Annotated in this window: 20 protein-coding genes and 4 pseudogenes; 13 read left to right on the top strand and 11 right to left on the bottom strand. The window is 39.6% G+C overall.

What is annotated here, in order from left to right; all coding sequences use genetic code 11:
* Positions 1-105: 105 nt before the first annotated feature.
* Both WKU33_RS15870 and WKU33_RS15865 read right to left on the bottom strand, forming a co-directional pair.
* The gene (locus WKU33_RS15870; protein WP_156856388.1) at positions 106-354 is read right to left on the bottom strand and encodes a DNA alkylation repair protein; all 249 of its coding nucleotides are present in this window, start codon (positions 352-354) and stop codon (positions 106-108) included.
* A 116-nt stretch (positions 355-470) separates the two neighbouring features.
* Complete coding sequence (locus WKU33_RS15865; protein WP_156856389.1) at positions 471-1,814, bottom strand: sodium-dependent transporter; 1,344 nt, start codon at positions 1,812-1,814, stop codon at positions 471-473.
* A 268-nt stretch (positions 1,815-2,082) separates the two neighbouring features.
* Here WKU33_RS15865 and WKU33_RS15860 point away from each other — a divergent pair, with 268 nt between their 5' ends.
* Positions 2,083-3,390: a S8 family serine peptidase gene (locus WKU33_RS15860; protein WP_336253071.1), complete on the top strand. Its 1,308-nt coding sequence runs from the start codon at positions 2,083-2,085 to the stop codon at positions 3,388-3,390.
* 296 nt (positions 3,391-3,686) lie between these two features.
* Here the strand turns inward: WKU33_RS15860 and WKU33_RS15855 are convergent, their stop codons facing one another.
* From WKU33_RS15855 to WKU33_RS15835, 5 genes are all read right to left on the bottom strand, one after another.
* Positions 3,687-3,980 (bottom strand): helix-turn-helix domain-containing protein, encoded by a 294-nt coding sequence (locus WKU33_RS15855; RefSeq protein ID WP_156856391.1) that lies wholly within the window; start codon positions 3,978-3,980, stop codon positions 3,687-3,689.
* Positions 3,977-4,150 carry a YvrJ family protein gene (locus tag WKU33_RS15850; RefSeq protein ID WP_188856130.1) on the bottom strand — a complete coding sequence of 58 codons (174 nt, stop codon included), beginning with the start codon at positions 4,148-4,150 and terminating at the stop codon, positions 3,977-3,979. The genes WKU33_RS15855 and WKU33_RS15850 overlap by 4 nt, the downstream gene beginning before the upstream one ends.
* Positions 4,147-4,782: a sigma factor-like helix-turn-helix DNA-binding protein gene (locus WKU33_RS15845; RefSeq protein WP_156856393.1), complete on the bottom strand. Its 636-nt coding sequence runs from the start codon at positions 4,780-4,782 to the stop codon at positions 4,147-4,149. The genes WKU33_RS15850 and WKU33_RS15845 overlap by 4 nt, the downstream gene beginning before the upstream one ends.
* A gap of 479 nt (positions 4,783-5,261) precedes the next feature.
* A complete protein-coding gene (locus tag WKU33_RS15840; RefSeq protein ID WP_340455499.1) occupies positions 5,262-7,220 on the bottom strand; it encodes a TRAP transporter permease in 1,959 nt (652 codons plus the stop codon).
* A gap of 81 nt (positions 7,221-7,301) precedes the next feature.
* The gene (locus WKU33_RS15835; RefSeq protein WP_340455497.1) at positions 7,302-8,294 is read right to left on the bottom strand and encodes a TAXI family TRAP transporter solute-binding subunit; all 993 of its coding nucleotides are present in this window, start codon (positions 8,292-8,294) and stop codon (positions 7,302-7,304) included.
* Positions 8,295-8,531: 237 nt separating this feature from the next.
* Here WKU33_RS15835 and WKU33_RS15830 point away from each other — a divergent pair, with 237 nt between their 5' ends.
* Together WKU33_RS15830 and WKU33_RS15825 are read left to right on the top strand one after the other, a co-directional pair.
* Positions 8,532-9,710 (top strand): aminotransferase class I/II-fold pyridoxal phosphate-dependent enzyme, encoded by a 1,179-nt coding sequence (locus tag WKU33_RS15830; RefSeq protein ID WP_340455495.1) that lies wholly within the window; start codon positions 8,532-8,534, stop codon positions 9,708-9,710.
* Positions 9,710-10,646: pseudogene (locus tag WKU33_RS15825) on the top strand (thiamine pyrophosphate-binding protein); the annotation flags it as partial. The gene WKU33_RS15830 and the pseudogene WKU33_RS15825, both read left to right, overlap by 1 nt.
* Positions 10,647-11,025: 379 nt before the next feature.
* Here the strand turns inward: WKU33_RS15825 and WKU33_RS15820 are convergent.
* Positions 11,026-12,106 (bottom strand): annotated as a pseudogene (locus tag WKU33_RS15820) (transposase); the annotation flags it as partial.
* Positions 12,107-12,226, bottom strand: a pseudogene (locus tag WKU33_RS15815) (YqcI/YcgG family protein); the annotation flags it as partial.
* A 216-nt stretch (positions 12,227-12,442) separates the two neighbouring features.
* Between WKU33_RS15815 and WKU33_RS15810 the strand changes: the two are divergent.
* From WKU33_RS15810 to WKU33_RS15770, 9 genes are all read left to right on the top strand, one after another.
* On the top strand, positions 12,443-14,548 hold the full coding sequence (locus WKU33_RS15810; RefSeq protein ID WP_340455493.1) for a BglG family transcription antiterminator: 2,106 nt from the start codon (positions 12,443-12,445) through the stop codon (positions 14,546-14,548).
* A gap of 33 nt (positions 14,549-14,581) precedes the next feature.
* Complete coding sequence (locus WKU33_RS15805; protein WP_340455491.1) at positions 14,582-15,022, top strand: PTS sugar transporter subunit IIA; 441 nt, start codon at positions 14,582-14,584, stop codon at positions 15,020-15,022.
* The gene (locus WKU33_RS15800; RefSeq protein WP_340455520.1) at positions 15,022-15,288 is read left to right on the top strand and encodes a PTS sugar transporter subunit IIB; all 267 of its coding nucleotides are present in this window, start codon (positions 15,022-15,024) and stop codon (positions 15,286-15,288) included. The genes WKU33_RS15805 and WKU33_RS15800 overlap by 1 nt, the downstream gene beginning before the upstream one ends.
* A 22-nt stretch (positions 15,289-15,310) precedes the next feature.
* Positions 15,311-16,603 carry a PTS ascorbate transporter subunit IIC gene (locus WKU33_RS15795; RefSeq protein ID WP_340455489.1) on the top strand — a complete coding sequence of 431 codons (1,293 nt, stop codon included), beginning with the start codon at positions 15,311-15,313 and terminating at the stop codon, positions 16,601-16,603.
* Between the two features lie 80 nt (positions 16,604-16,683).
* Positions 16,684-17,676, top strand: coding sequence for a phosphotriesterase family protein (locus tag WKU33_RS15790; protein ID WP_340455487.1), 993 nt, complete (start codon positions 16,684-16,686; stop codon positions 17,674-17,676).
* A gap of 18 nt (positions 17,677-17,694) precedes the next feature.
* Positions 17,695-18,423: a creatininase family protein gene (locus tag WKU33_RS15785; RefSeq protein WP_340455485.1), complete on the top strand. Its 729-nt coding sequence runs from the start codon at positions 17,695-17,697 to the stop codon at positions 18,421-18,423.
* A gap of 1 nt (position 18,424) precedes the next feature.
* Entirely contained in the window at positions 18,425-19,138 is a 714-nt protein-coding gene (locus WKU33_RS15780) for a KDGP aldolase (RefSeq protein ID WP_340455483.1), read from the top strand.
* A complete protein-coding gene (locus tag WKU33_RS15775; RefSeq protein ID WP_340455481.1) occupies positions 19,138-19,884 on the top strand; it encodes an SIS domain-containing protein in 747 nt (248 codons plus the stop codon). The genes WKU33_RS15780 and WKU33_RS15775 overlap by 1 nt, the downstream gene beginning before the upstream one ends.
* Before the next feature lie 34 nt (positions 19,885-19,918).
* Positions 19,919-20,674: a copper homeostasis protein CutC gene (locus WKU33_RS15770; RefSeq protein WP_340455479.1), complete on the top strand. Its 756-nt coding sequence runs from the start codon at positions 19,919-19,921 to the stop codon at positions 20,672-20,674.
* Between the two features lie 134 nt (positions 20,675-20,808).
* Here WKU33_RS15770 and WKU33_RS15765 read toward each other — a convergent pair.
* Positions 20,809-21,229 (bottom strand): annotated as a pseudogene (locus WKU33_RS15765) (transposase); the annotation flags it as partial.
* Positions 21,230-21,458: 229 nt separating this feature from the next.
* A complete protein-coding gene (locus tag WKU33_RS15760; protein ID WP_340455478.1) occupies positions 21,459-22,256 on the bottom strand; it encodes a MurR/RpiR family transcriptional regulator in 798 nt (265 codons plus the stop codon).
* A 123-nt stretch (positions 22,257-22,379) separates the two neighbouring features.
* Here WKU33_RS15760 and WKU33_RS15755 point away from each other — a divergent pair.
* On the top strand, positions 22,380-22,504 hold a 125-nt coding region (locus tag WKU33_RS15755; protein ID WP_340455519.1), incomplete at its 3' end, for a hypothetical protein.

The raw sequence follows: 22,504 nt of genomic DNA, 5'->3' as shown, positions 1-22,504 counted from the left end.
AAAATGGTAAACCATATCATAATATAGTTTACCATTTTTCTATTGGAGGTGTTTGGCGGAAGAATATATTCTTGCAAAATTTGAGTTCTGCCAGACACCAAATACTCAATTCCCATCATACTCCGCAAACTGTTCGAACATCTTTTCATTTTCAATTAATCCACATACCCCGCACTGAATTCTGTATTGCGGTCCATTATAAGCTTGGTGAAAAAGAAGCGTATCTTCACTCGTATATTCTTCTAAGATTTCACCCGTTTTTGCATCGAGTTTGACGGGAGTTGCGGTCTGTTCGATCAGGTTAAAGCGTGATCTGTTTGTTTTGCAATTTGGACACCGGTACGGTTTATTCATGCTGCACCTCCGTATATTTGTATCAATCTATGCCTTTTTATTTTGACTATTTATACAGTTACTATACGGAAATACGGCGATAAAATTTAGAAAGTGGCATGTATTGCTTCGCGGGCTTACCAGATTTCAAGTACATCGAGCATGACGAAAATAATCAACGCTGGAACGAGGTAGCGAACGAGGAAGAACCAAGCTTGGAAGATGCCGTACATTAAGTTGCTGCCCCGTTTTAATTCTTCGTACATCGCTGATTTTTTCATTTTAACAGACACGAAAATTGCGATGAATAATGCCCCTGTTGGCAGTAAAATATTACTTACGGTGTAATCCGCTAAGTCAAAGATTGATTTGCCGAATAACGAAACATCACTCAAAATACCGAAAGAGAGTGCAGACGGCACACCGAAGAGAAAGATTGCTAATCCGACAATCCAGGCCCATTTTTTCCTTTTTACAGGGTCGCCTTTGGAAATGACGGCTACAATAATTTCCAGCATGGAAAAAGCCGATGTTAAGGTCGCAAATAAAAAGACTATGAGAAACGCTGCGAAAAACAGCATCCCGGCTGGCATTTGACTGAAAATCGTAGGAAGCACATTAAATAAAAGGGTCGGCCCTGCATCCGGCTCCATTCCAAACGAGAATACTGCAGGAAATATCACAAGACCCGACAAGAGAACAACCATTATATTCATAAGGACAATCGATACAGCGGAACTTGGCAGACTCTGGTCTTTTGACAAATAAGCACTGTATGTAATCATGACGGAAACACCGACACTTAACGTGAAGAAGGATTGTCCCATCGCTTCAAGAATTGTGCTTGATGTCACTTTTGATAAATCAGGTTGAAATAGAAAAGCAACACCTGCAGAAGCCCCATCAAGGGTGACCGAGCGAATTACGAGAATGACGAAAAGGATCGCAAGTGCTGGCATCATGATTTTATTTGTTTGCTCAATTCCATTTTGTACGCCTCTACTAATAACGAAAATGGTCATGATGATAAATATCAGTTGCGCACCGATACTTATCGCTGGATTCGCTATTGTATTTGCGAACAGCTCTGCATATTGAACTTCATTTAAACCGGTTAATCCTCCAGTCACGACTTTCCATAGATATGTAATGATCCAACCGCCAATAACACTGTAGAAGGAAAGTAAAATAAAAACACTGATCATGCCAAGAATTCCGATAAAATACCATTTTGTTCTGGGAGCGATTACTTGGAAAGAACGAACGGCATCTTGCTGTGCTGTTCTACCTATCGTAAATTCGGCTAACAGTAAGGGAAGGCCGAGTATAACGGTAAACAAAAGAAAAATAATGAGAAATGCGCCACCGCCATTTTGTCCTGCGATGTATGGGAATTTCCAAATGGCACCAAGGCCAATTGCGGCTCCTGCGGCCGATAAAATAAATCCTATCCTGGATGAAAATTGCTCTTGCTGATCCAAATAAAACTTCCTCTCATGTAGAATATCTATACCATTTTCTATTATCTAGAGGGAAATGTCAAAGGAGTACTAAGTTACCTGGCATTCCTTAGGTTGTTTCGAAAACCTGCAACTATTTACCGGAGGAGCGTATTTTAGAATAAGATCATTTAATTTTAGTTGTGCGTTGTTATTTAGAACGAAAGGGTGCCCTTATAGTCAATAAGGGTGCCCCAATTTAAAGTTTGACTATTGGTGAGGGATAGGTTTATAACAAAGGAGGAATAACATGAGCAATCAAAAAAAGGTATGGTATGAAAATGCAGAGTCTAAACTAGATCCAGGCTTAGTGGAACATTTACGGGATATTCAAAAAGTAAACCTGAAATTGACGAATAGCAATGAGATTCCCATTATCCTTTATCTGAAAAAGAATTGCCAGCAGGATAAAAAAGATGACCTCCTCAAAATATGTAACAAGGATTCTCCTAACAAACTAAGTAAAGGATTACCCAGTATTAACGGATTAAAAGGCCATTTAACACCTGATAAAATCAAACAGATTAAGGATCATGAAGCGGTAGAACGGATTTTTTACGACCGGATTGTAACATCTTTTCTGGATATCGCCAGTGAACAAATAGGTGCGATTCAGGTGCGAGAGCAGTTAGGTTTAACAGGGAAAGGGATTGCCATTGCTGTGATTGATACAGGTGTCCATCCACATGACGACCTTGTTCAACCCTCAAATAGAATAATAGCTTTCCATGATTTTATAAATGGGAAAGAAGATCCATATGACGATAATGGGCATGGAACACACTGCGCAGGAAATGCTGCTGGAAATGGCAGTCTTTCTAATGGGAAATATACGGGTCCTGCATCAGAAGCTTCGATCATTGGATTAAAAGTGTTAGATAAACAAGGTGAAGGCAGGCTGTCAACGATTATTGAAAGTCTGGAATGGTGTATGGAACATAAAGAAGAGCATCGTATTCGAATTATCTCCCTTTCACTCGGAGCTCCTGCCTACGAGTCTTTCAGGGATGATCCGTTGTGTTTAGCTGCTCAAGTTGCTTGGCATCAAGGAATCGTTGTATGTGCCGCTGCTGGAAATAATGGTCCTGATCAAACAACAATCAGTACGCCAGCAATTGATCCGTTCATTATAACGGTGGGATCAACAGATGATCAGAACACATTAGACCGGGCAGACGATCGAATAGCCGATTATTCCAGTAGAGGACCTACAATTGATTCGTTCGTCAAGCCTGACATTTATGCACCAGGAACCAATATTGTATCGCTGCTTGCACCAGGCTCAAGCATCGAAACGGAATTGCCAGAGATGATTAGGGATGAGAAATATATTGAGTTATCAGGTACATCGATGGCAACCCCAATTTGCGCAGGAGTCATTGCTCTTATGCTTGAAGCGAATCCGGATCTTAGTCCAAATGATGTAAAGAGCATTCTGAAAGCTACTGCCCACCCGATTCTCGATGATATATGGGGATATATTGACGCGGAACGTGCCGTAGAAATGGCGAAAAACCACCGATTACACTCTTCAACAGGAGTTGTTCAGGAAGGATAAATTTTAAATAAAGGGAGGACAATACGTTCTCCCTTTTTCATTGGTTTAGGAATGACTCGAGAGAATATTCCTGATCTATTAGAATGCGACTTGAGCATGTACAACAATTGACGATAAGAGTAGAAAGCAAGAGAAACAAAGAAGCATGGGGCATTCATCTCCACTTGAAGAATGCTTGAGGAGATTTGCTTTATGTAGCCGTTCCCTGGAAGATGAAAGGGAACGGGACTTAGTGGCTGATGACAAACGAATTTAATAACCCTATGATTATATAGAATTTGTATCCTATCCCCCTATCATGAATTTTTAACTGGATGATCAGAATTTTCTTTTGCTGTCTGTTCAACTACATGCAGTTCTTTTAGTCGATTGGTAAATTCCCAAAAACCGTACGTATTATTGTAGTCATACTTCCTAATGATTTCTATTACTCTAATTTTTAGTTCTTGATATAAATCGACTTGTTCCTGTGGTGAGGTTTCTTTTAATGAAGCTCTGATTTTAGGTTCGAATAGGGTAAGAACAATTTCTAATGATTCGGCATCATTATACTTTTGCACTTTTTTCGTTAGATCAATGAGACTCGTCATGAAAGATCCCTCCTTAATTTGTTGATTGTATCTGATAAATCTTTAGAGTGTTTTTCCAAACGTTCCATCCTGATTTCATAGCGTATTAATAAAAACAAAGCCACGATGACGGGGAATCCAACATTTTCTATCATATCAATCAAACCGGAAAGAGCAGAGATATCAATCATGTTTTATCCTCCTCTGCCAATAGTTGTTTTCTTAGCTCCCTTAAAGCTCTGTTTCTCGTCTTGGAAATGGATTGCTGGGATACACCTTCTTTAGCGGCAATTTCTGTATCAGACATCTTGAAAAGATACGCTTGATTTAAAATTTGTTTCTGCCTGGAAGTAAGGGAAGAAAAAGCTTGAAATAGAGTTGGATTTTCAAGATAGCATTGCAAATCCTGGTTATTTTCTAGCGCCGCTTCATCAACAGGGATAGCATGCTTATCTGTAATAACATCTTTGAAAGATATGCTATTCTCTGTTTCGTCATGGATTGGCTGGTCCAAAATTAGTAATTGACTTCTTCTGTACAAGTTAACCTTCTTGTCATAACGAATGGCATGTCTTCTCAATTCATTTGATAATTGACTAATTAACCTGATCTCGGCAAAATGATCTTGGAATGCCTTATCTAAAGCATTATTCGTTTCTGGCGTTGGATGGCGGATGGATTGATTTAGCAAAAAGTAATTTTCCTTCTTAAGCAAAAATGACTTTATTAAACGATTCCGGAAAATTAATTCATTTTCTGCTATAAATTTATTTGCCCACATGAACTCACAATGTTTCCCATCAGAAATTGTGGTTTCTTCCATCCTTTTTTCCTCCTTTCTATATTAATAAAGGCAAAATTGATGATTATAATACAACCTTAAACAGGCTTCAATTAGTTAATTATAATAAATATTTACAATAATTTCTATAAAACCTAAAATTGCACACTTTGACGAAAAAAAGTTTTATTCGGGACATTTATGATACTTTTGGGAAAGATAGGGAGAATATAACTAAGCTTCAGGTACTGGATTGGCAAAGGAAGGGGGAAGAGATATAAAAAGTCAGTGGATTCATTCGACAATCGAGTGCGAAGAATTAGGACTAAGGTACCTAAAAATTTTACAATTCATTGGATAGCAGGAGAGATGTTTTAGGGGGGATGTGTTGTCCTTCGTTGTTGTTACAAAAAGCTAGAAAAGATGAAGGTAGTGATCACCAATTCTAGCTTTTTTTCCGTTATTTTTTTATTGTTTAATCCGTTTTTGTCAATTTGTTATTTTGGTACTTTAAAACTTTCTTATACCGACACATTCATCCCCATATTTCCATTGTCGTCCTTACGTCGTTTTTGAATGTACCAGATCCCTAATACTAAAACTAAACCAATCGTACTGCTCATTATATTTGGAACGATCAAGATAATACCAGCGACGAAAAGAATGATCCGCTCCCAAGAATAAGAATTCCGGACAAAGAAGCCGATGACTGCACTGCTAACAGCGATCATACCCAATAATGCTGTTGCAAGAGCAATGACAAGCCTTACTGGTGTAACATCTATTAGAACGAGAATTGAATCATAAACAAATATATACGGTATAATAAATGCCGCAATTGCGAGCTTCACTGCGATGACTCCGGATTTAAATGGATTCGCCCTCGCTATTCCCGCTCCAGCATATGCGGCAAGACAGACAGGTGGTGTAATATCTGCTGCAATTCCAAAGTAAAAGACAAACATATGCGCAGCGATTGGCGCTACACCGAATTCATTAATAAGTGCTGGTGCTGCAATTGTTGCTGTTACCACGTAATTAGCCGTTGTCGGTAATCCCATTCCAAGAATCAGACAAGCGATCATCGTGAAAAATAGCGCTAAAAATAAATGTCCACTTGATAATGCAATAATACCGGAAGCAAATTTAGAACCGAGACCGGTGATACTGACTACTCCAGCAATAATACCAGCCGTAGCAACTGCAGCTATTACCGGTAAAGCGACACGCGCTCCTTGTTCAAGTACATGAATCGTTTGCCTAAAATTGAGCCTCGTTTCTTTTCTAACTAAACTTATCAAAAAAGCTGACAAAATCCCTAGTAAAGCAGCCCGCTGTGGGGTGAACCCAATCATGACTGTGCCGATGACGACGACTAATGGTAAAAGCATATATCCATTTTTAATCATTAATTTACGGAAACTCGGGAGTTCTGACTTTGGCAGACCAACAATACCTAATCGTTTCGCCTCAAAGTGTGTTCCGATAAATATCCCTGTAAAATATAAGACAGCTGGAACTGCAGCAGCAATCATGATTGTTGCGTAGGACACGCCTAAGTATTCCATCATAATAAATGCTGCGGCTCCCATTACTGGAGGCATAATTTGTCCACCTGTTGACGCTGATGCTTCTGTTGCCGCAGCAAACTCTGGTTTAAATCCTGCCTTCTTCATCATCGGAATGGTAAAGGAACCGGAAGCGACGGTATTACCAACAGAACTTCCAGAAACCATTCCTTGCAATGCACTAGCCGCGACGGCTGCTTTTGCCGTTCCGCCTGTATATCTCCCTGTTAACGCGAATGCAAGGTCATTGAAAAATTTACCAATCTTTGTTTGTACGAGGACTACACCGAAAAACAGAAAGAGGAAAATAAACTTAGCTGAAATTTGAATGGGTGTCCCGAAAACACCACTTTCCTTATACCATAAATCTGTTGCCAAGCGGTCAAAAGCAAAACCAGGATGAGACAAGATCTGTGTTGGTATGATATTACCAAATAAAGCATAAAGTAACGTAACTCCAGCTACAATTACAACTGGTAAACCAACTGTACGACGGGTTGCTTCGAGTAAGAGAAAGATACCGAGTATGGAAATGATTGTATCGAGCATACTGTAGCCTGCAATCCGACTCTCGAGAATTGAATCAAAAAAGATGACTTTATGATAAGTCACATACATGGCCAAAAATGCGAGAAGAACGTCATACCATGGAACCGTCTTCTGTAATTTCTGCAGACCACTTTTTGCCGGGAAAAGCAAAAAGATAATACCAAGTGCAGTCCCAAGGTGGACAGCACCTTGCTGTTGGGATGGGAGGTTTCCAAAGTATCCTGTATATAAATGGAAAGCGGTTAAGGCAACACCTAAAAATGTTACAATCCATGCCCATTTTCCAATATTCTCACGGAAATTACTTTCTTTATCGTATTTCTCTAAAATTTCCTTTACGTTGATTTCTTGGTTTTCTTTCATCTAATCACACCCTTACGGAGAAGCTAAACGATGAGGGACCTTCCTGGTTAAAAGATCCCCCAACATTTGCGAATGATGAAATTAAAAGTCATCAAGGCTCTCGATACCAGTACTTTCACGGGTTATAATTTGAATAACCTCTGGATAAATATGACCGATAAAAGCGGCGTTCTCAACTTTCTCTCCTTCAAAATCCGCTTCCCCATTAATTGCAGCTTGTGCTGGAACATGAACGGTCATACCAAGGTCAATATCCCCGTTACGAATTCCAACAAGGTTTTCAATCGATGCCCCAGTTTCCGTATTCGTTATATTGATGCCATCGATATGGTTATTCCAAATATTAGCCATTTCTCCTCCAAGAGGATAATAGGTTCCGCCTTGACTGCCCGTTCCTAATATAAGCTCAGGTTTCGCTTCCGTTGTATTTAATTCTGCTACAGGATTGTCTACTGTTAAGCCTTGTTCTTCATAATAACGTTTTGCACCTGGATGAATTGGTAGTCCCTCTGCCCCAAGAAGAGCATTTTCTAATGTCATATGTTCGGACTGTGCATGTGTATTTTCGTCTGCATTCTCAACCATACTTTTTGCAAGCTCATAACCAAGCTCTTCATCAATTGTATCGGTGCTTGCCATTAGAATTGCATAGGCCGTAACAGTTTCAACATCTGATTCAAGAAAATCGTACGTATCTTGTGGAATGGTGAAACGTTTGTACCCACTATTTTCCTCAATATGTGCGATCGCTTCATCCGAGAGTCCTAGCATTTTCACATCCCCAACAGATGCTTGCAGGCTTTCAATGTTACCTGCAGGCAAGCCTAAAATACCAATTGATATATCAATATTTCCATCCTGTACGCCATCTGCCGCATCACCAAATCCTTCTTGATACGCATTGTAATCACCATCACCGATCCCATATGCATCAAGAATTAAACTTGATGCCGTATTCGTCTCACTTGCTGGAGGACCAATTGCTATATTTTTCTTCCCCTCTCCACAAGCAGCAAGTATGAGTAATATACATCCCATCAACAATAAAAAATAAATTAAATTCTTTATTCTCAACTTTATCGATCCCCTTTTTCCTCTTTATTTTGTCCACATTTTAAACGTTCTTTGTTAACTCATAGAAAAGGCAAGCTATCCAAGTTATTACAAATTATGTTGGAAAGCTTAGGAGTATTACAAAACTTTGAAAAGTGGAGTTTCTAGAAGAGGATTGTTCTTTCCTTTTCTTCTAAAAAAGCGATACCTTCAATACGATAGAAATAAGAAAAGAATGACCTATTTGGGAGGTAAAAAATGATTACGATAGCGGATAGGGTGAAAAGTTTACCAGCCTACGTATTTTCCGAATTCCAACGTAAAAAAGCGGAACTCGAGAAAGAGGGAGTCGATGTTATTGATCTAGGGATTGGTGCTCCTGATTTACCTACACCCGATTTTGTTTATGAGCGGCTCGTGCTTGAGGCAAAGAATCCTGATAACCATCGTTATTCCCCGTACAGTGGCTGTTCTGAATTTAAAGAGGCGGTTGCGGAATTTTATAAAAAACAATATGCTGTTGATCTGGATCCCGATACAGAGGTTTTGGCACTAATCGGTTCGAAGGAAGGGATTGTTAATCTGTTTCAGGCGGTTTTAAACCCGGGTGACGCGGTATTTGTCCCTGATCCGGGCTATCCAGTATATCAAAAAGGGGTCCTTTTGGCTGGTGGTGAAAGTATATTATTGCCTTTAAATGAAGAAAAGGGTTATATTCCAGAGTTTGGCAGGATCTCTAAAAGGAACAAGCAACGGGCCAAACTTTTGATGTTAAATTATCCAAGCAATCCGCTAGGTGCCACTGTTGAATTAAACACGTTTCGGGAAGCAGCAACTTTTTCAAAGAATAATAAAATTTTGCTTGCGAGCGATGCGGCATATAATCTGATAACATTTGACGGTTATAAAGCTCCGAGTGTCCTGCAAGTCCCAGACGCCAAGGATTATGCAGTGGAATTTGGTTCATTATCAAAGAGCTTTAATATGGCAGGCTGGCGAATCGGCTATGTGGTTGGAAATAAGCATGTCATTCAAGCCTTGGCCACATTGAAAAGTAATATTGATTCTTCCCAGTTTCTTGCTGTACAAAAGGCGGCGGCTACAGCTTTAAAGAGTGATTTATTCGCAGTCAAGGAGCATAATGCTATTTATCAAGAGCGGATGGAAAAGCTATACACGGCGCTAAACGAATTAGGGATTTCTACAGAAAAAACGAGAGGAACCATTTTTCTTTGGGCGAAGGTTCCCACTGGATTTACGGCGAACAGTTTTGCTAACAAATTGCTAGAGGAGGCTGGAGTGATTGTTACCCCAGGAACAGCTTTTGGACCATCAGGTGAAGGCTATATTCGAATTGCTCTAACGGTTAGTAAAGAGCGATTAGATGAAGTAGTTCGTCGGTTGAGGGAACTTCGATTGAAGGAGGAGAGCTGGTAATGTCTGTTAAACATTTCAGCATGTCTGCAGCTGGGGCCATTGTAGAATGCTTGAGACGGGCATCAGTAGAGAAGGTATTCTATGTATTCGGGGAGAGCTATATACCCATTCTGGATGCTTTTTATGAAGTGGAAACAATAGATGTGATTTTTCGCGAGATATGAAGGTGGTGCAGCATTTAAGGCTGAAGGATAGAAGGCCTCCAAAAAGTTAGGAATCGTTTTTGCAACAAGGGCAGTGGGTGGAGTGAACCTAGCGATTGGGGTACACACCGCTTATCAAGATTCTACTCCAATGCTTGTTTTTCTTGGCCAGGTTCATCGTAAATATAGGGGGAGAGAAGGATCTCAAGAAGTTGATTTAGAACAGTTTTTTGGACATATTGCGAAGTGGGCTGTAGAGATAAAAGATCCGGAAAGAATCCTAAAATTGTAGAACGAGCCATTCGAATTGCGCAAACTGGCAGGCCTGGACCGGTCGTTATTTCTTTACCGGAAGATATATTGCAGGAGGAAGCGGAGATGCAATTTGGCTCACCCCTAACAATACCACGACCAGTCCCATCAAAGAATGAACTTCTCAAATGCCAAGAAATTCTTGCAGTGGCGAAGAAACCGGTGATTCTTGCTGGTGGGGGTGTGAAGCATGCGCAGGCAGAAGACGAACTGCGGAGCTTTGCTGAAAAGTTTGAAATACCGGTATTGGCTGCCTTCCGGAGGCATGATGTCTTTCCGAATAATCATCCGTTATATGTTGGACATTTGGATGGATGTTATCCTTGCGTTAGGTACAAGACTATCGGAAGTAACAACCCAGGATTACTCACTCATTACACTGGATAAAAAGCTAATTCATATCGATATTGATTTTGAGAAGTTAGGAAAAGTGTATGCCCCTTGGTTAGGAATTGTTGCAGATGCAAAAGAAGCTCTCAAAGCGTTTGGTGTTTCTCAAAGAAAAACTTTATATGGAGTGGCGTGTGTGATAACCTCACAGGTGCAGTTAAATATCTTTTCATTTGGCGTCTTGGCTGCAGAATCACACACGCAGAGGCTCCATGTCAAATTTTTCAGAACTCATACCGAGAGTATGTGTAGGTACTTTTATCGTTAAGCACACGCCACGAAGGCAAAAATACTCTACGACGGTGAGCATCCTGATATCCGTGGGTCAGTCGAGTTCACTGTCACAAGGAAACATCGCGAATTCTCTTTCCGGTTTTAATCTTTGCCTCCGTGGCCTGGCTTAAAACCATATTTCCCTACTTGTTAAACCTTCTATGGCAAGGAATTTAAATCTAAACAAGGATAGTTCATACTGCTTGTTTTTGTTTTTCTTTTTCCCTTTCTAATTCTATTTCTTTTGCTTTCGTGCATAAATCGCGGAGTAGACAGCCCGAACAGTCCTCACATTCGTACACTTTAAATTCACGGGTGAATCCGTACCTGTCTGTTCGTGTTTCATGATGGCTAAACCGTACTTTCCGTCCACTTGGGCCCGAAAAGGTATCTTCCTCCTCATTATATTCCCAATTAACTACATGAAAAGCGTTGTCCTTATGCTTCTTTTTCTTCTCCTTTCGATATTGATTGTATGTAATAAGTGGCGTTCGATTTCGGTTCTCGATGACATCTTCATAGTTCTGTTCACTGCCATATCCCGCATCCGCGACAATGTGTTCCGGCAGTTCGAAAAAGTTTTCTTCAATCGAGTCGAGAAAAGGAATTAAGGTGCGTGTATCTGTCGGGTTTGGGAAAACATCGTATGCGAGCGCGTATTGACCTTCCGTTGCAATCTGGACGTTGTAACCAGCTTTCAATTGACCGTTCTTCATGTAGTCATCCTTCATGAGCATAAACGTCGCATTTGGGTCCGTTTTTGAGTAACTATTGCGCGATCACCAAAAATCTCCATATCGTTTTGATACTTTTGTTTGCGGGTAATGAAATCGTTAAACTGCTTGCGAGCTTGTTTTGGAAATTTACGTTCGGAACGGATTTTCTTTCGTTCGCTACCAACCTCGCAAGCTTCGATTTTTTTATCGTATTCCTCAACCTTTTCATCTAACTTTTCGACTACTTCTTCCATTTCTTTGACGGAAAGTTCCTCTTCATTTTCTCGCTCTATTGCTGGGATGATCTCCTTCTCTAACAGCTCATCATACAGTTGATTGGACCATTCAATTAGCTTATCTCTATATCTTTCAATGGATTTCCGCCACACAAAGGTCAACTTATTTGCGTTCTCTTCAATTTTTGTACCATCAATAAAACCGGAACTGGACAAAGCATTCACGTAGTATGACAGAAACGAATGATGGTGCGATAGCTGGGTTCGTGTCCTTGAGCTAACCACATCATGCGGATACTATCCTGTAATAAAGCTTCTATTTTACGGAACGTTTTATCTGTTACCGGACGATGAAACGTTTCGTATTCTTTGTAAAGCCAGTCTGGCAAGTCTGTCCGGCTGTGGAAATCTTCTTTCGTCAATAATGTCTGTTCCTTCGTAATCATGGTGTCCCTCCAACAGTTCTATTCATCAAGCTCTCTCCTATGTATCTTCCTATTCTTAAATTGTCTGAAATAAAGGCAAGGTACAGTTTTGCACAAATGAAGGAGTATGATTTGGTCTTAACCTGATAAAAATATATGTTATTGTTAAATTACGGGTAGGACTTGCTATTGACTTTTTGTGCAAACTAACTTGTGCAAGGAGGAAATCAAATAACTTTGGATAAACGCAGTACGGCAATTTTGACGACATTGGTAAATGAAGACTCCTATGTATCGATTACAGAATTAACGAAGCAATTAAATGTATCAAGAAGAACGATCTACTATGATATCGAAAAAATAAACAATTGGTTAATGGATGCTGGTTTGGATAATGTGCAACATGTTCGTTCTGCCGGCTTTATTCTCAGTGATAAAGCAAAAAAGTCCATTCCGAATAAATTGAATGAGATGGAAGCTTGGCATTATGAGTACTCGCCAGCGGAAAGAAAAGCATGGTTGGCTATCTATATAGCACTTGGAGACAGAAAGTTGTTTCTGAAGGATTTAATGGAAAAGGTCCAAGTAAGCAGAAATACGACAATAGAAGATATGAAGTCATTGAGAAGAGAGCTTGAAGAATTTGACTTGAACTTGGATGTTGATCGCAGGGAAGGCTACATTATTTTGGGGGAAGAGCCCGAAGTCAGAAAAGCTGTTGTACATTACCTCACTTCAGTGATTCCGAATCCAAGCTGGGACTCGCTGCATACCTCCATTCAAATACAAGCAGCGATCAGTAAGGATAAGATTCCTTTATTTGATGTCGAAACAATAAAAACCGTTTATGAATGGGTATCTGAAAGCGAACATCAATTGAATCTTCAATTTACCGACGAAATGCTCTATAGCTTGACATTGCGATTAATGATCATAAGTAAAAGGGTTGAGCTCGGTCATGTTATAGAAATGGATGCAATGGAAATGGAAGTTTTGGTCGATACGAAAGCTTTTCGAGTTGCTAAAAGATTATGCTCGCGATTGGAAGAACTTTACGGGATATCATTTATAAAAGACGAGCTATTGTTCATTACGGCTAATCTTCTCGGCGCAAAAGTAAATTACTTGGATGAGGATTTCCAGGATCAACAACTTGCGGGTCAATTGGGTCGGGTAGCTGAAACAATGGTTGATAACTTCCAGAGATATGCATGCATCTTGTTTCATGACCGCAGATTACTGGTGAAAAATTTAATGTTACATCTGAAGCCTGCATATTATCGAGTGAAATATGATATTGAAGTCGAAAATAGAATAGTGGAATCCGTAAAAGAGAAATATGAGGAAGTATTTTTGATAACTAAGAAAATCATTCGCCCATTCGAATTGATTCTTGGAAAGGCTGTTCCTGAAAATGAAGTTGCATATATCGCAATCCACTTTGGAGGCTGGTTGCGAAAAGAAGGTGTAAAGCCGATTGCCCGGAAAAAAGCCCTGATAGTATGTGCAAACGGCATTGGTACTTCCCAAATTTTGAAGCAGCAATTGGAAGAATTGTTTTCCAATATTGATATCAAAGACACCCTTTCAGTTAGAGAGTATGAGGAAAACATATTTGATGTAGACTTTGTCGTTTCTACAACGTCCATAAGAAATAAAGCACATCCTACATTTGTAGTCAGTCCCATTTTGACGGATTCTGAAAAGGAAAGCCTGCTCAAGATGGTTAATATCCATCTGAATGATTCGAAACAACATAACGTATCCATCGAAGGCTTGATGGATGTGATCGAAAGGCATGTGGATATCAGAAATAGGAAAGAACTTTCTTCGGATTTGAAGCAATATCTGTTCCGACCGGACATTCGTCTGCAGGAAAGTCATAAGCTTGGCTTATTGGACTTCTTAAATGAAGAAACCATTCAAGTTAGAGATAATGTTGCAGATTGGAGGCAAGCAGTAACGCTTGCTGCCGAACCACTTCTACATAATTTATCTATAACAGAACACTATATAAGTAAAATGATACAGAATGTAGAAGAACATGGTCCATATATTGTCATTGCTCCCGGTATAGCTGTACCACATGCCAAATTGGAAGATGGTGTAATGAAAACGGGAATGGGTTTACTGAAGTTGAATAATCATGTTCATTTCTCATCTTCTCCAAAACATGATGTCCATTTTATTGTCGTATTGGCGACAACGGATAATGAATCACATCTTAAAGCATTATCCCAACTGATGGAGCTGTTTTCAAAAGATGAAACGATACGCCAATTAATCGAACTAGACACACCCAAAGGAATTTATGATTACTTTAAACAATCCTTGACAAAATAATAGACTCAACATGGAATAGGGAGGTTTAATCGAGTGAAATTTTTAGAAGAATCATTGGTTGCACTTGATGTAGAAGTTCAAACGCCAGAGGAAGCAATAGCGGCCGCCGGTGGGCTTTTAGTCGATACAGAGTTAATTGAAGGCAGGTATGTGGAGGCTATGATTGATTCATACCATGAAAATGGTGCCTATTTCGTGCTGGCCCCTCATATTGCATTACCGCATTCCAGACCGGAGGATGGTGTGAATGAGGCATGTGTATCCTTCGTACGATTAAAGAATGATGTGAAATTTGGACATGACACGAATGATCCGGTTCGACTTGTTTTCGTTTTGGGTGCATCAACTAGTGATGAGCATTTACGTATTTTACAGAAATTAATGGAACTGATAGGTAATCCGGATAATGTGGATAAACTGCTTCAAGTTGATGATTATGAAGAAATCAAAAAATTAATAGGAGGAACAGAATGATGAAAATTTTATGTGTATGTGGATTAGGGCAAGGTACAAGTTTGATTTTGCGAATGAATGTGGAGAGTGTGTTGAAGGAGATGGGTATTCAAGCAGATGTCGAAAACACGGATGTTTCGAGTGCTTCTGCAGAACGTCCGGATTATATCATTACAAGTAATGAACTTGCACAGTCTCTACAAGGTCACAGTTCAAAGGTTATGATTGTAAACAACTTCTTTGATAAAGAAGAGATCAAAAGCGCACTCGAGTCAAATATCAACTAAATATAATAGGGGGTAATTACTGATGGAGATTATTCAGTGGCTAGCCAATAACTTTTTTGGTGTACCAGCAATTTTGATTGGTTTTATCGTTCTACTTGGATTATTGCTTCAGAAGAAGAGCGCAAGCCAACTTATCAGTGGAACATTCAAAGCAATGATTGGTTTCTTGATTATTAGTGCTGGGTCAGGTGTCATAACTGGTGCACTGGGTGTTTTTGAACCGATGTGGAGTGAAGTTTTTGGAATTGAAGGGGCAGAATTCGGATCCTTCATGGGACAGGAAATTTTCATATCCGAATATGGTTCTGCCGTAACGCTGGCAATGTTTATAGGCTTTATTATCAACGTATTGTTGGCGAGATTTACACGCTTTAAGTACATCTATTTAACTGGTCATATGATGTTCTGGACTACGTTGATATTTGCCGGAATTATAATTGATACGACAATGGATGTCTCTTTCACGACACTTGTTCTTTTCCTATCTGTATTTATGGGGATCTATTGGACATTCCAGCCGGCCATCATTCAACCATATATGCGTAAAGTAATGGGTAATGACAGTATCGCTCTAGGTCATACATCTGCATTCGCAGCACTGCTTGCAGCTTGGTTCGGTAAATGGTTCGGAAACAAAGAAAATGATTCGGAAAAAATCAAGCTGCCGAAGGGTCTTGAATTTTTAAGGGATTCCAACGTCATCACTGCATTGACCATGGGTATTTTATTTGTAGTCGGTGCCGTTATTCTAATTGTGAAAGATACACCGGGATCTGCTGCATTAATGGAACAGGCCGGTAATCAAAGCTTCATCATGTACGCGATTATTCAATCCTTTACATTTGCTGCCGGTATTGCAGTTGTGTTATTCGGGGTTAAAATGTTTATCGGTGAAATCGTACCGGCCTTCAATGGGATTGCAACAAAGATCGTTCCTGGTGCCAAACCGGCATTAGATGCTCCGGTAGTTTTTGCCGCTGCACCAAACGCTGTTATTTTAGGTTTCCTAGGTGCATTTGTTGGAGGAATCATTTGGTTGGTCATACTTGGACAGACAGTAGGATATGTATTCGTTCCGACGATGATTGTTCTTTTCTTCCACGGTGCGACTGCGGGCGTGTTCGGTAATGCAACTGGTGGTGTTCGGGGTGCTTTGATGGGTGGCTTCATCACTGCTACAATCGTTTCTTGGGGTCAATATATTATGGTTAAAATGATGATTTCCTCCACCGTTCCTGATACGGCAATGTGGGCTGCAGATACGGATATGTTTGTACTAGGTCCGATCATTAAATTTATTGCATCATTATTTTAACTGAAGAAGACAATTTTATAGGAGCCGGCATGGGATCATTCATGTCGGTTTTCCCTTATTCTATTTGAGGAGGTTCCATCATGAGCTATATTCGTACTTTAAAAGGAGATATTAATCCAGAAGAATTAGGCTTTACTTATTCCCATGAACATATCGTATGTCGCCCGGATTACTGGGTGCAGAGGGGCGAGGATGATCTTCTGTTGGATGATAAAGAAAAGTCTAAAATGGATGTAAAAGATTTCAAAAATCATGGCGGGAAATCTATTGTCGATGCGACAGCTGTTGATTATGGTCGAGATGTACAAGCTGTAAAGGAAATTTCCGATGAATTGGACATCCATATTGTCGGAACGGCAGGTTTCAATAAAAGCTTTTTATGGGATGCGAAGGTGAAAGAAGAATTAAAACCGATTATAGGTGAGTACGATACGTACATTCAATGGATTGAAAACACGAGTATTAATAAGCTTGCGGAGTTTGTTATAAAAGAAGTAGAAGAAGGATTGGAAGGAACCCCTTTTAAAGCAGGTCAAGTAAAATTTGGCACAGCTTATAATCGGATCATTCCATTGGAGGAGAAAACGTTACGTGCAGTAGCACGTGCCCATCATGAAACAAAAGCACCTATTCATTCACATACGGAAGCAGGGACGATGGCATTGGAACAAATTGAATTGTTGCAATCCGAAAATATCAACCTGGAATTTTTAAGTATCGGTCACATGGATCGTAATCCCGATCCTTATTATCATGAACAAATTGCAAAGACTGGAGCTTACTTAAGTTTTGATGGAATTGCCAAAATAAAATATGCACCGGAATCGACAAGAATAAACTGCATTTTACATCTTGTCGAAAAAGGATATGAGAACCAAATACTAGTTTCAGGAGATACTGCTCGAAAAACGTATTATAAGCACTATGACCATGGACTCGGTTTAGAATACATCATTGCAAAATGGATACCCCGCTTTATCGATGAAGCAAATCAAAGAGGGTTTGATGGAGAAAAGCTGATTCATAAATTTTTTGTGGAAAACCCCGCTCGCTGCTTCACATTCAAAAAGTAAACTATTGGAGATGTTATAATGGAATTTGAATATGAAAACTCTTATGAAGTAAAGGAAAAAATCAAACGGAAAAAAGTTGCTGTACTTCCAATCGGCGCGGTAGAGGCACACGGTCCGCATCTTCCATTAGGTACGGATAATCTATTGGCGAGGCGACTGAGTGAAAAATTAGCCGAGCTCATTGATGCCTTTATATTACCGACTTTACCTTATGGTCAAGTATGGAGTTTAAAAAACTTCCCGGGAAGCATCAATGTTTCCAACAACTCCCTTATCAGCCTTATATATGATATTGGGGAAAGCCTATATCGTCAAGGATTCAAAATTTTCGTGATGGTCAATGGTCATTTAGGCAATGCTGTGGCAATGAAGGAAGCGGCAAGAAAATTGTATGATTCTTTTCCGGAATTGAAGGTAGTGTATTTGTTTTATCCAGGTACCGGAAAAATTGTGGAGGAAATCAGGGAGTCACCTGCAAGTCACGGCACCTATTTTCATGCCTGTGAAATCGAAACATCCTATATGCTTTATTTGGCACCGGAGTTTGTTCATATGGAAAAAGCAATTGACGGAAAGTCGAATATTCAATTGAGTGCTGATGTAACACCAACACCATGGGAAGAAATTACCGATTCCGCCGTTTTGGGCGATGCCACGCTTGCTACAAGTGAAAAAGGGGAAAAAGTAATTCAAGTTGCGTTGGAAAATATGGTGAAACTTATTGAAGAGATGAAGGATGGGCTGTAAAATGCAAAATCAAAAGCTTCATGATTTCGTTCTATTCAACTTTTTAGCGAAAGATAAAGAAAACGCAAAAAAAATTTTAGAAGCAGGAGACGGATTTGTTGTTCCAGGTATTGTCGCAGCAGATTATGAAGATACAGCTGCAGGGGCAAAAAAAGTGAAAGAGTTGAAAGAAGTAACAGATATTATTTCCATAGGACTTGGTGGTGGGGGGAATCCGCAATATGCTGAACGGGTAGTGGAAATCGCTTCATTATCCGACCCCGGCCATATTAATCAGCCCTTTGAAAAAGCTGCATATTCCCGGGGATTTTTAGAGGGTAAAGGGATATTTCCCATGGTCAATGCACTTGTAGCACCAAGCGGTAATTCCGGTACGGTAAAGTTATCCTCGGGAACCGAAATGAATGTGGAAACACTTGTTGAAATGGCTGTAGAAATAGGTATCGAGTCCATTAAATTCATGCCATTGAACGGTGAAGAACATTTGGAGGAACTCGTTTATTTAACGCAAGTGGCGGCACAAAAAGGAATTCGAGGTATTGAACCGGCAGGAGGTATCAGTTCCTCCAACATAAAAACAATTATTCAAGCGGTAAGCCATATTGATATAGAATTTTTTATGCCCCATATATTTGGATCGACAATTGACAAAGACACTGGCAAAACAAAACCTGCAGAAGTGGAAAAAATCATAAAATCAGTGGAGGGATTATAATGCTCAGCACATATTTTAAAAAGCTGGAAGATCGTCTTCAGATGGTGGAAGAGAAGGAAAGTGAAAATTTAGTTAAAGCTGCCGAAAAGGCTGCAGAGGCAATTAAAAATGGTGGGATTGTGCAATTGTTCGGTTGTGGTCATTCCCACATTTTAACGGAAGAAGTATTTTATCGTGCGGGTGGCTTGGTTCCAATAAAGCCGATTTTAGTTGAACCACTTATGCTGCATGAAGGTGCCATGCGCTCTTCCCAGTTGGAAAGAAAGAATGATTATGCAATGACATTCTTGGAAAAACAAGATATCAGACCGAGCGATGTCGTGTTCGTCCTGTCTACATCCGGAAGAAATCCTGTACCGGTTGATGTTGCGCAATATGCAAAAGAAAAGGGAGCATATGTAATTGGTATTACTTCTTTGGAGTATTCCCAAAGCCAACCTTCGAGACATAAGAGCGGCAAACATCTATTTAACTCCGTTGATCTAGCCATTGACAACTATTCTGTTCCAGGGGATGCGGTTTTGACACATGAAATGGTCAAAGTTCCATTTGCTCCGACATCGACTGTGATTGGCGCTGCCATTTTAAACAGTATTTTTGCAGAAGCAATTGTTATGATGGCCGATTTAAACGTGGAACCACCTGTTTTTTTAAGCGGTAACTTGGAAGGTTCTGACCAGCATAATGAAGCATTGGTTAAAAAATACGAAAAGCGTATTCCGTTATTGACGATGAATGTACAGTAATGGGATGGAAAAAGCTTATTGGAGGTGATTGTTAATGAAAACAATTGCTGAGATATGTTGCGGTAGTGTCGAGGATGTTTTATATGCACAAAAGGCTGGGGCAGATCGAATAGAATTAAACAATGCCATGTCCTTAACCGGATTAACTCCTTCCATTGGGACCTTGAAATTGGCAGTCGCCAATTGTAATGTTCCCATTGTAGCCATGGCAAGACCCAGACCAGGTGGATTCAATTATAATAAATATGAGTTTGAAACGATGCTTGCTGATATAGAAGCCATGATTACGTATGATATTGAAGGTGTGGCTTTTGGATGTCTGGATAAAAACGGTGATATAGATAAAGAAAAAAATGAAATCATTATAAACTTGCTTCATGAATATGGTAAGGACGCCGTATTTCATCGGGCATTCGATTGTGTACTAGATCCTTTTAAAGCTATTGAAACACTGATCGATTTGGGAGTGAAAAGGGTGTTGACGAGTGGATTGCAGGCCAGAGCAATAGAAGGCGTAGATTTGCTTGGACAACTTCACCAAGAATATGGTGATAAAATTGAAATACTTGTTGGTGGTGGCGTTAACGCATCCAATGTTTCGGATATCATTCATCAAACCAATATCAATCAATTTCACAGTTCCTGTACAGGCTGGAGAAAAGACCCCACTACGATTACGGAAAACGTATCGTTTGCTTTCGCAGAGCCGCCACATGAACAAGATTATAATATAGTAGATTATGCTACTGCAGTTGAATTCGTACAAGGTGTAAATGCAGCTGCTGAGTAACAAGGCATAATAAAAGCAATGAGGCTGGGATATAACTAGCCAAAAATAGTAAACAAAAAGGTTCCAAGCAATAAAAAATTGCTTGGAACCTTTTTTGTAGAGTTTCTCTCCCCCGGCATGATTTTGCCGTTCATGGCGGCAATCTTTCTCAAATTCACTGCCATCAACGCGAAGGCTAATTCATTTTTCACCTTCTATTTTCCCCTTACGGAAAAACGATTTAAACCCAAATTAGCCTTTAGGGAACCCGAACACTGGTTCTACGTCGATTTTACGTTTTCCGTAAATTTTACCAGTTTTCTCGTCTGAAAACTTCGTACGTATATATTCTTTTTGGGACTCCATATTCATTAATTTGTAGACTCTTCGGTTGTTCCCTTCTTTTGCTTTCGTGCATAAATCCCGGAGTAGACAGCCCGAACAGTCCTCACATTCGTACACTTTAATTTCACGGGTGAATCCGTACCTGTCTGTTCGTGTTTAATGATAGCTAAACCGTACTTCCCGTCCATTTGGGCCCAAAAAGGTATCTTCGTCCGCATTATATTCCCAATCTTTTTCTCGACTCGATTGAAGAAAACTTTTTCGAACTGCCGGAACACATTGTCGCGGATGCAGGATATGGCAGAGAACAGAGGCGTGAGGTTTACACTTTTTTTCAGTGTTAGCTCCCACGCCTTATTTTACTCGTTTAAACGTCAACATTTCTTGAATTTTTTAGAAGATCATGCTAGCAGCTATTTTCGTATCTCATAATTTAGTTTTCAGAACTCCAGCCTATTCATTAACTATATTTCTCAATGGCATCTAATGTTCGTTGACGTGCCTGCATTAAATCTTCATGATTAAGTAATTTGTAGGTTAATAAATCAAGCAGGAAGAGTCCTGGTAATTGAGAATTTATGAACTTGGCATCATCAATGTATTTATAGCTTGAGATGAGAACAACCTCGTCCCCGAGTTCGGTTAAAGCTGTTTGTTCAAAATTAGTTACGACAATAATTGTTGCGTTATTGGATTTTGCTATTTTTGCTGAATCGATAACTGGTTTAGTTTTACCAGAATTAGAGAAACAAACGAGCAAATCATTTTCTTTTAGTAGACTGCTTTTCATTAACAGATCATGTGCATCCGTTACAGATTCTGAAGTGATTCCCATTCGATATATTCTGCTGTTGAACTCATGTGCAACCAATCCGGAGTTACCAATTCCACAAAATAATACCTTATTTGAGTCTAAAATAAGATTTACAATTCTAGCTGTTTGTTCTTCGCTGAAAAATTGCTGGGTTGATTTGATAATCGTCTGATAATAGTTATAGACTGTATCGAATGTATGATCACTTTTCTTATTCTCTGTACTTGTGCCGATTAAGGAGTATTTCATTTGCTGAAACGTGCTGAAATCAATTTTTTTGCAAAACCTGGTTATACTAGCTGGAGATACTTGAATTTCCTCTGCTAAATCGATAATGGTTTTATCACGTATAGTAACTTTATTTGCAAGTAGATACTTTGTAATTTTTCGATCGCTTTCGGTCAGTACAGCGTTATATTTTTGAATCCTATTTTCGAAATTCAACGGCTTCATCTCCCTTCTTAACTCTAAACATTATACCATCATTGCGATTCAATATTATATTGACATAAATGAAAGCGGTTGTTAAGATGTTTATGAAAATAATTTTCTGGAGGTGTTATTTTTATGAAAAAGTTTTTCGGTAAAGCGCAGCAATTTGGGAAATCGTTTATGCTTCCAATTGCTATTCTGCCTGCAGCAGGTCTTTTGCTTGGTATCGGTGGTGCTTTATCTAATCCCAATACAGTTAG

This window comes from Oceanobacillus sp. HCA-5259 (assembly GCF_037892815.1).
GTDB lineage: Bacteria > Bacillota > Bacilli > Bacillales > Amphibacillaceae > Oceanobacillus > Oceanobacillus indicireducens.
Note: the sequence above shows the minus strand (reverse complement) of the source record. Positions and strands in the feature narration are given on the sequence as shown.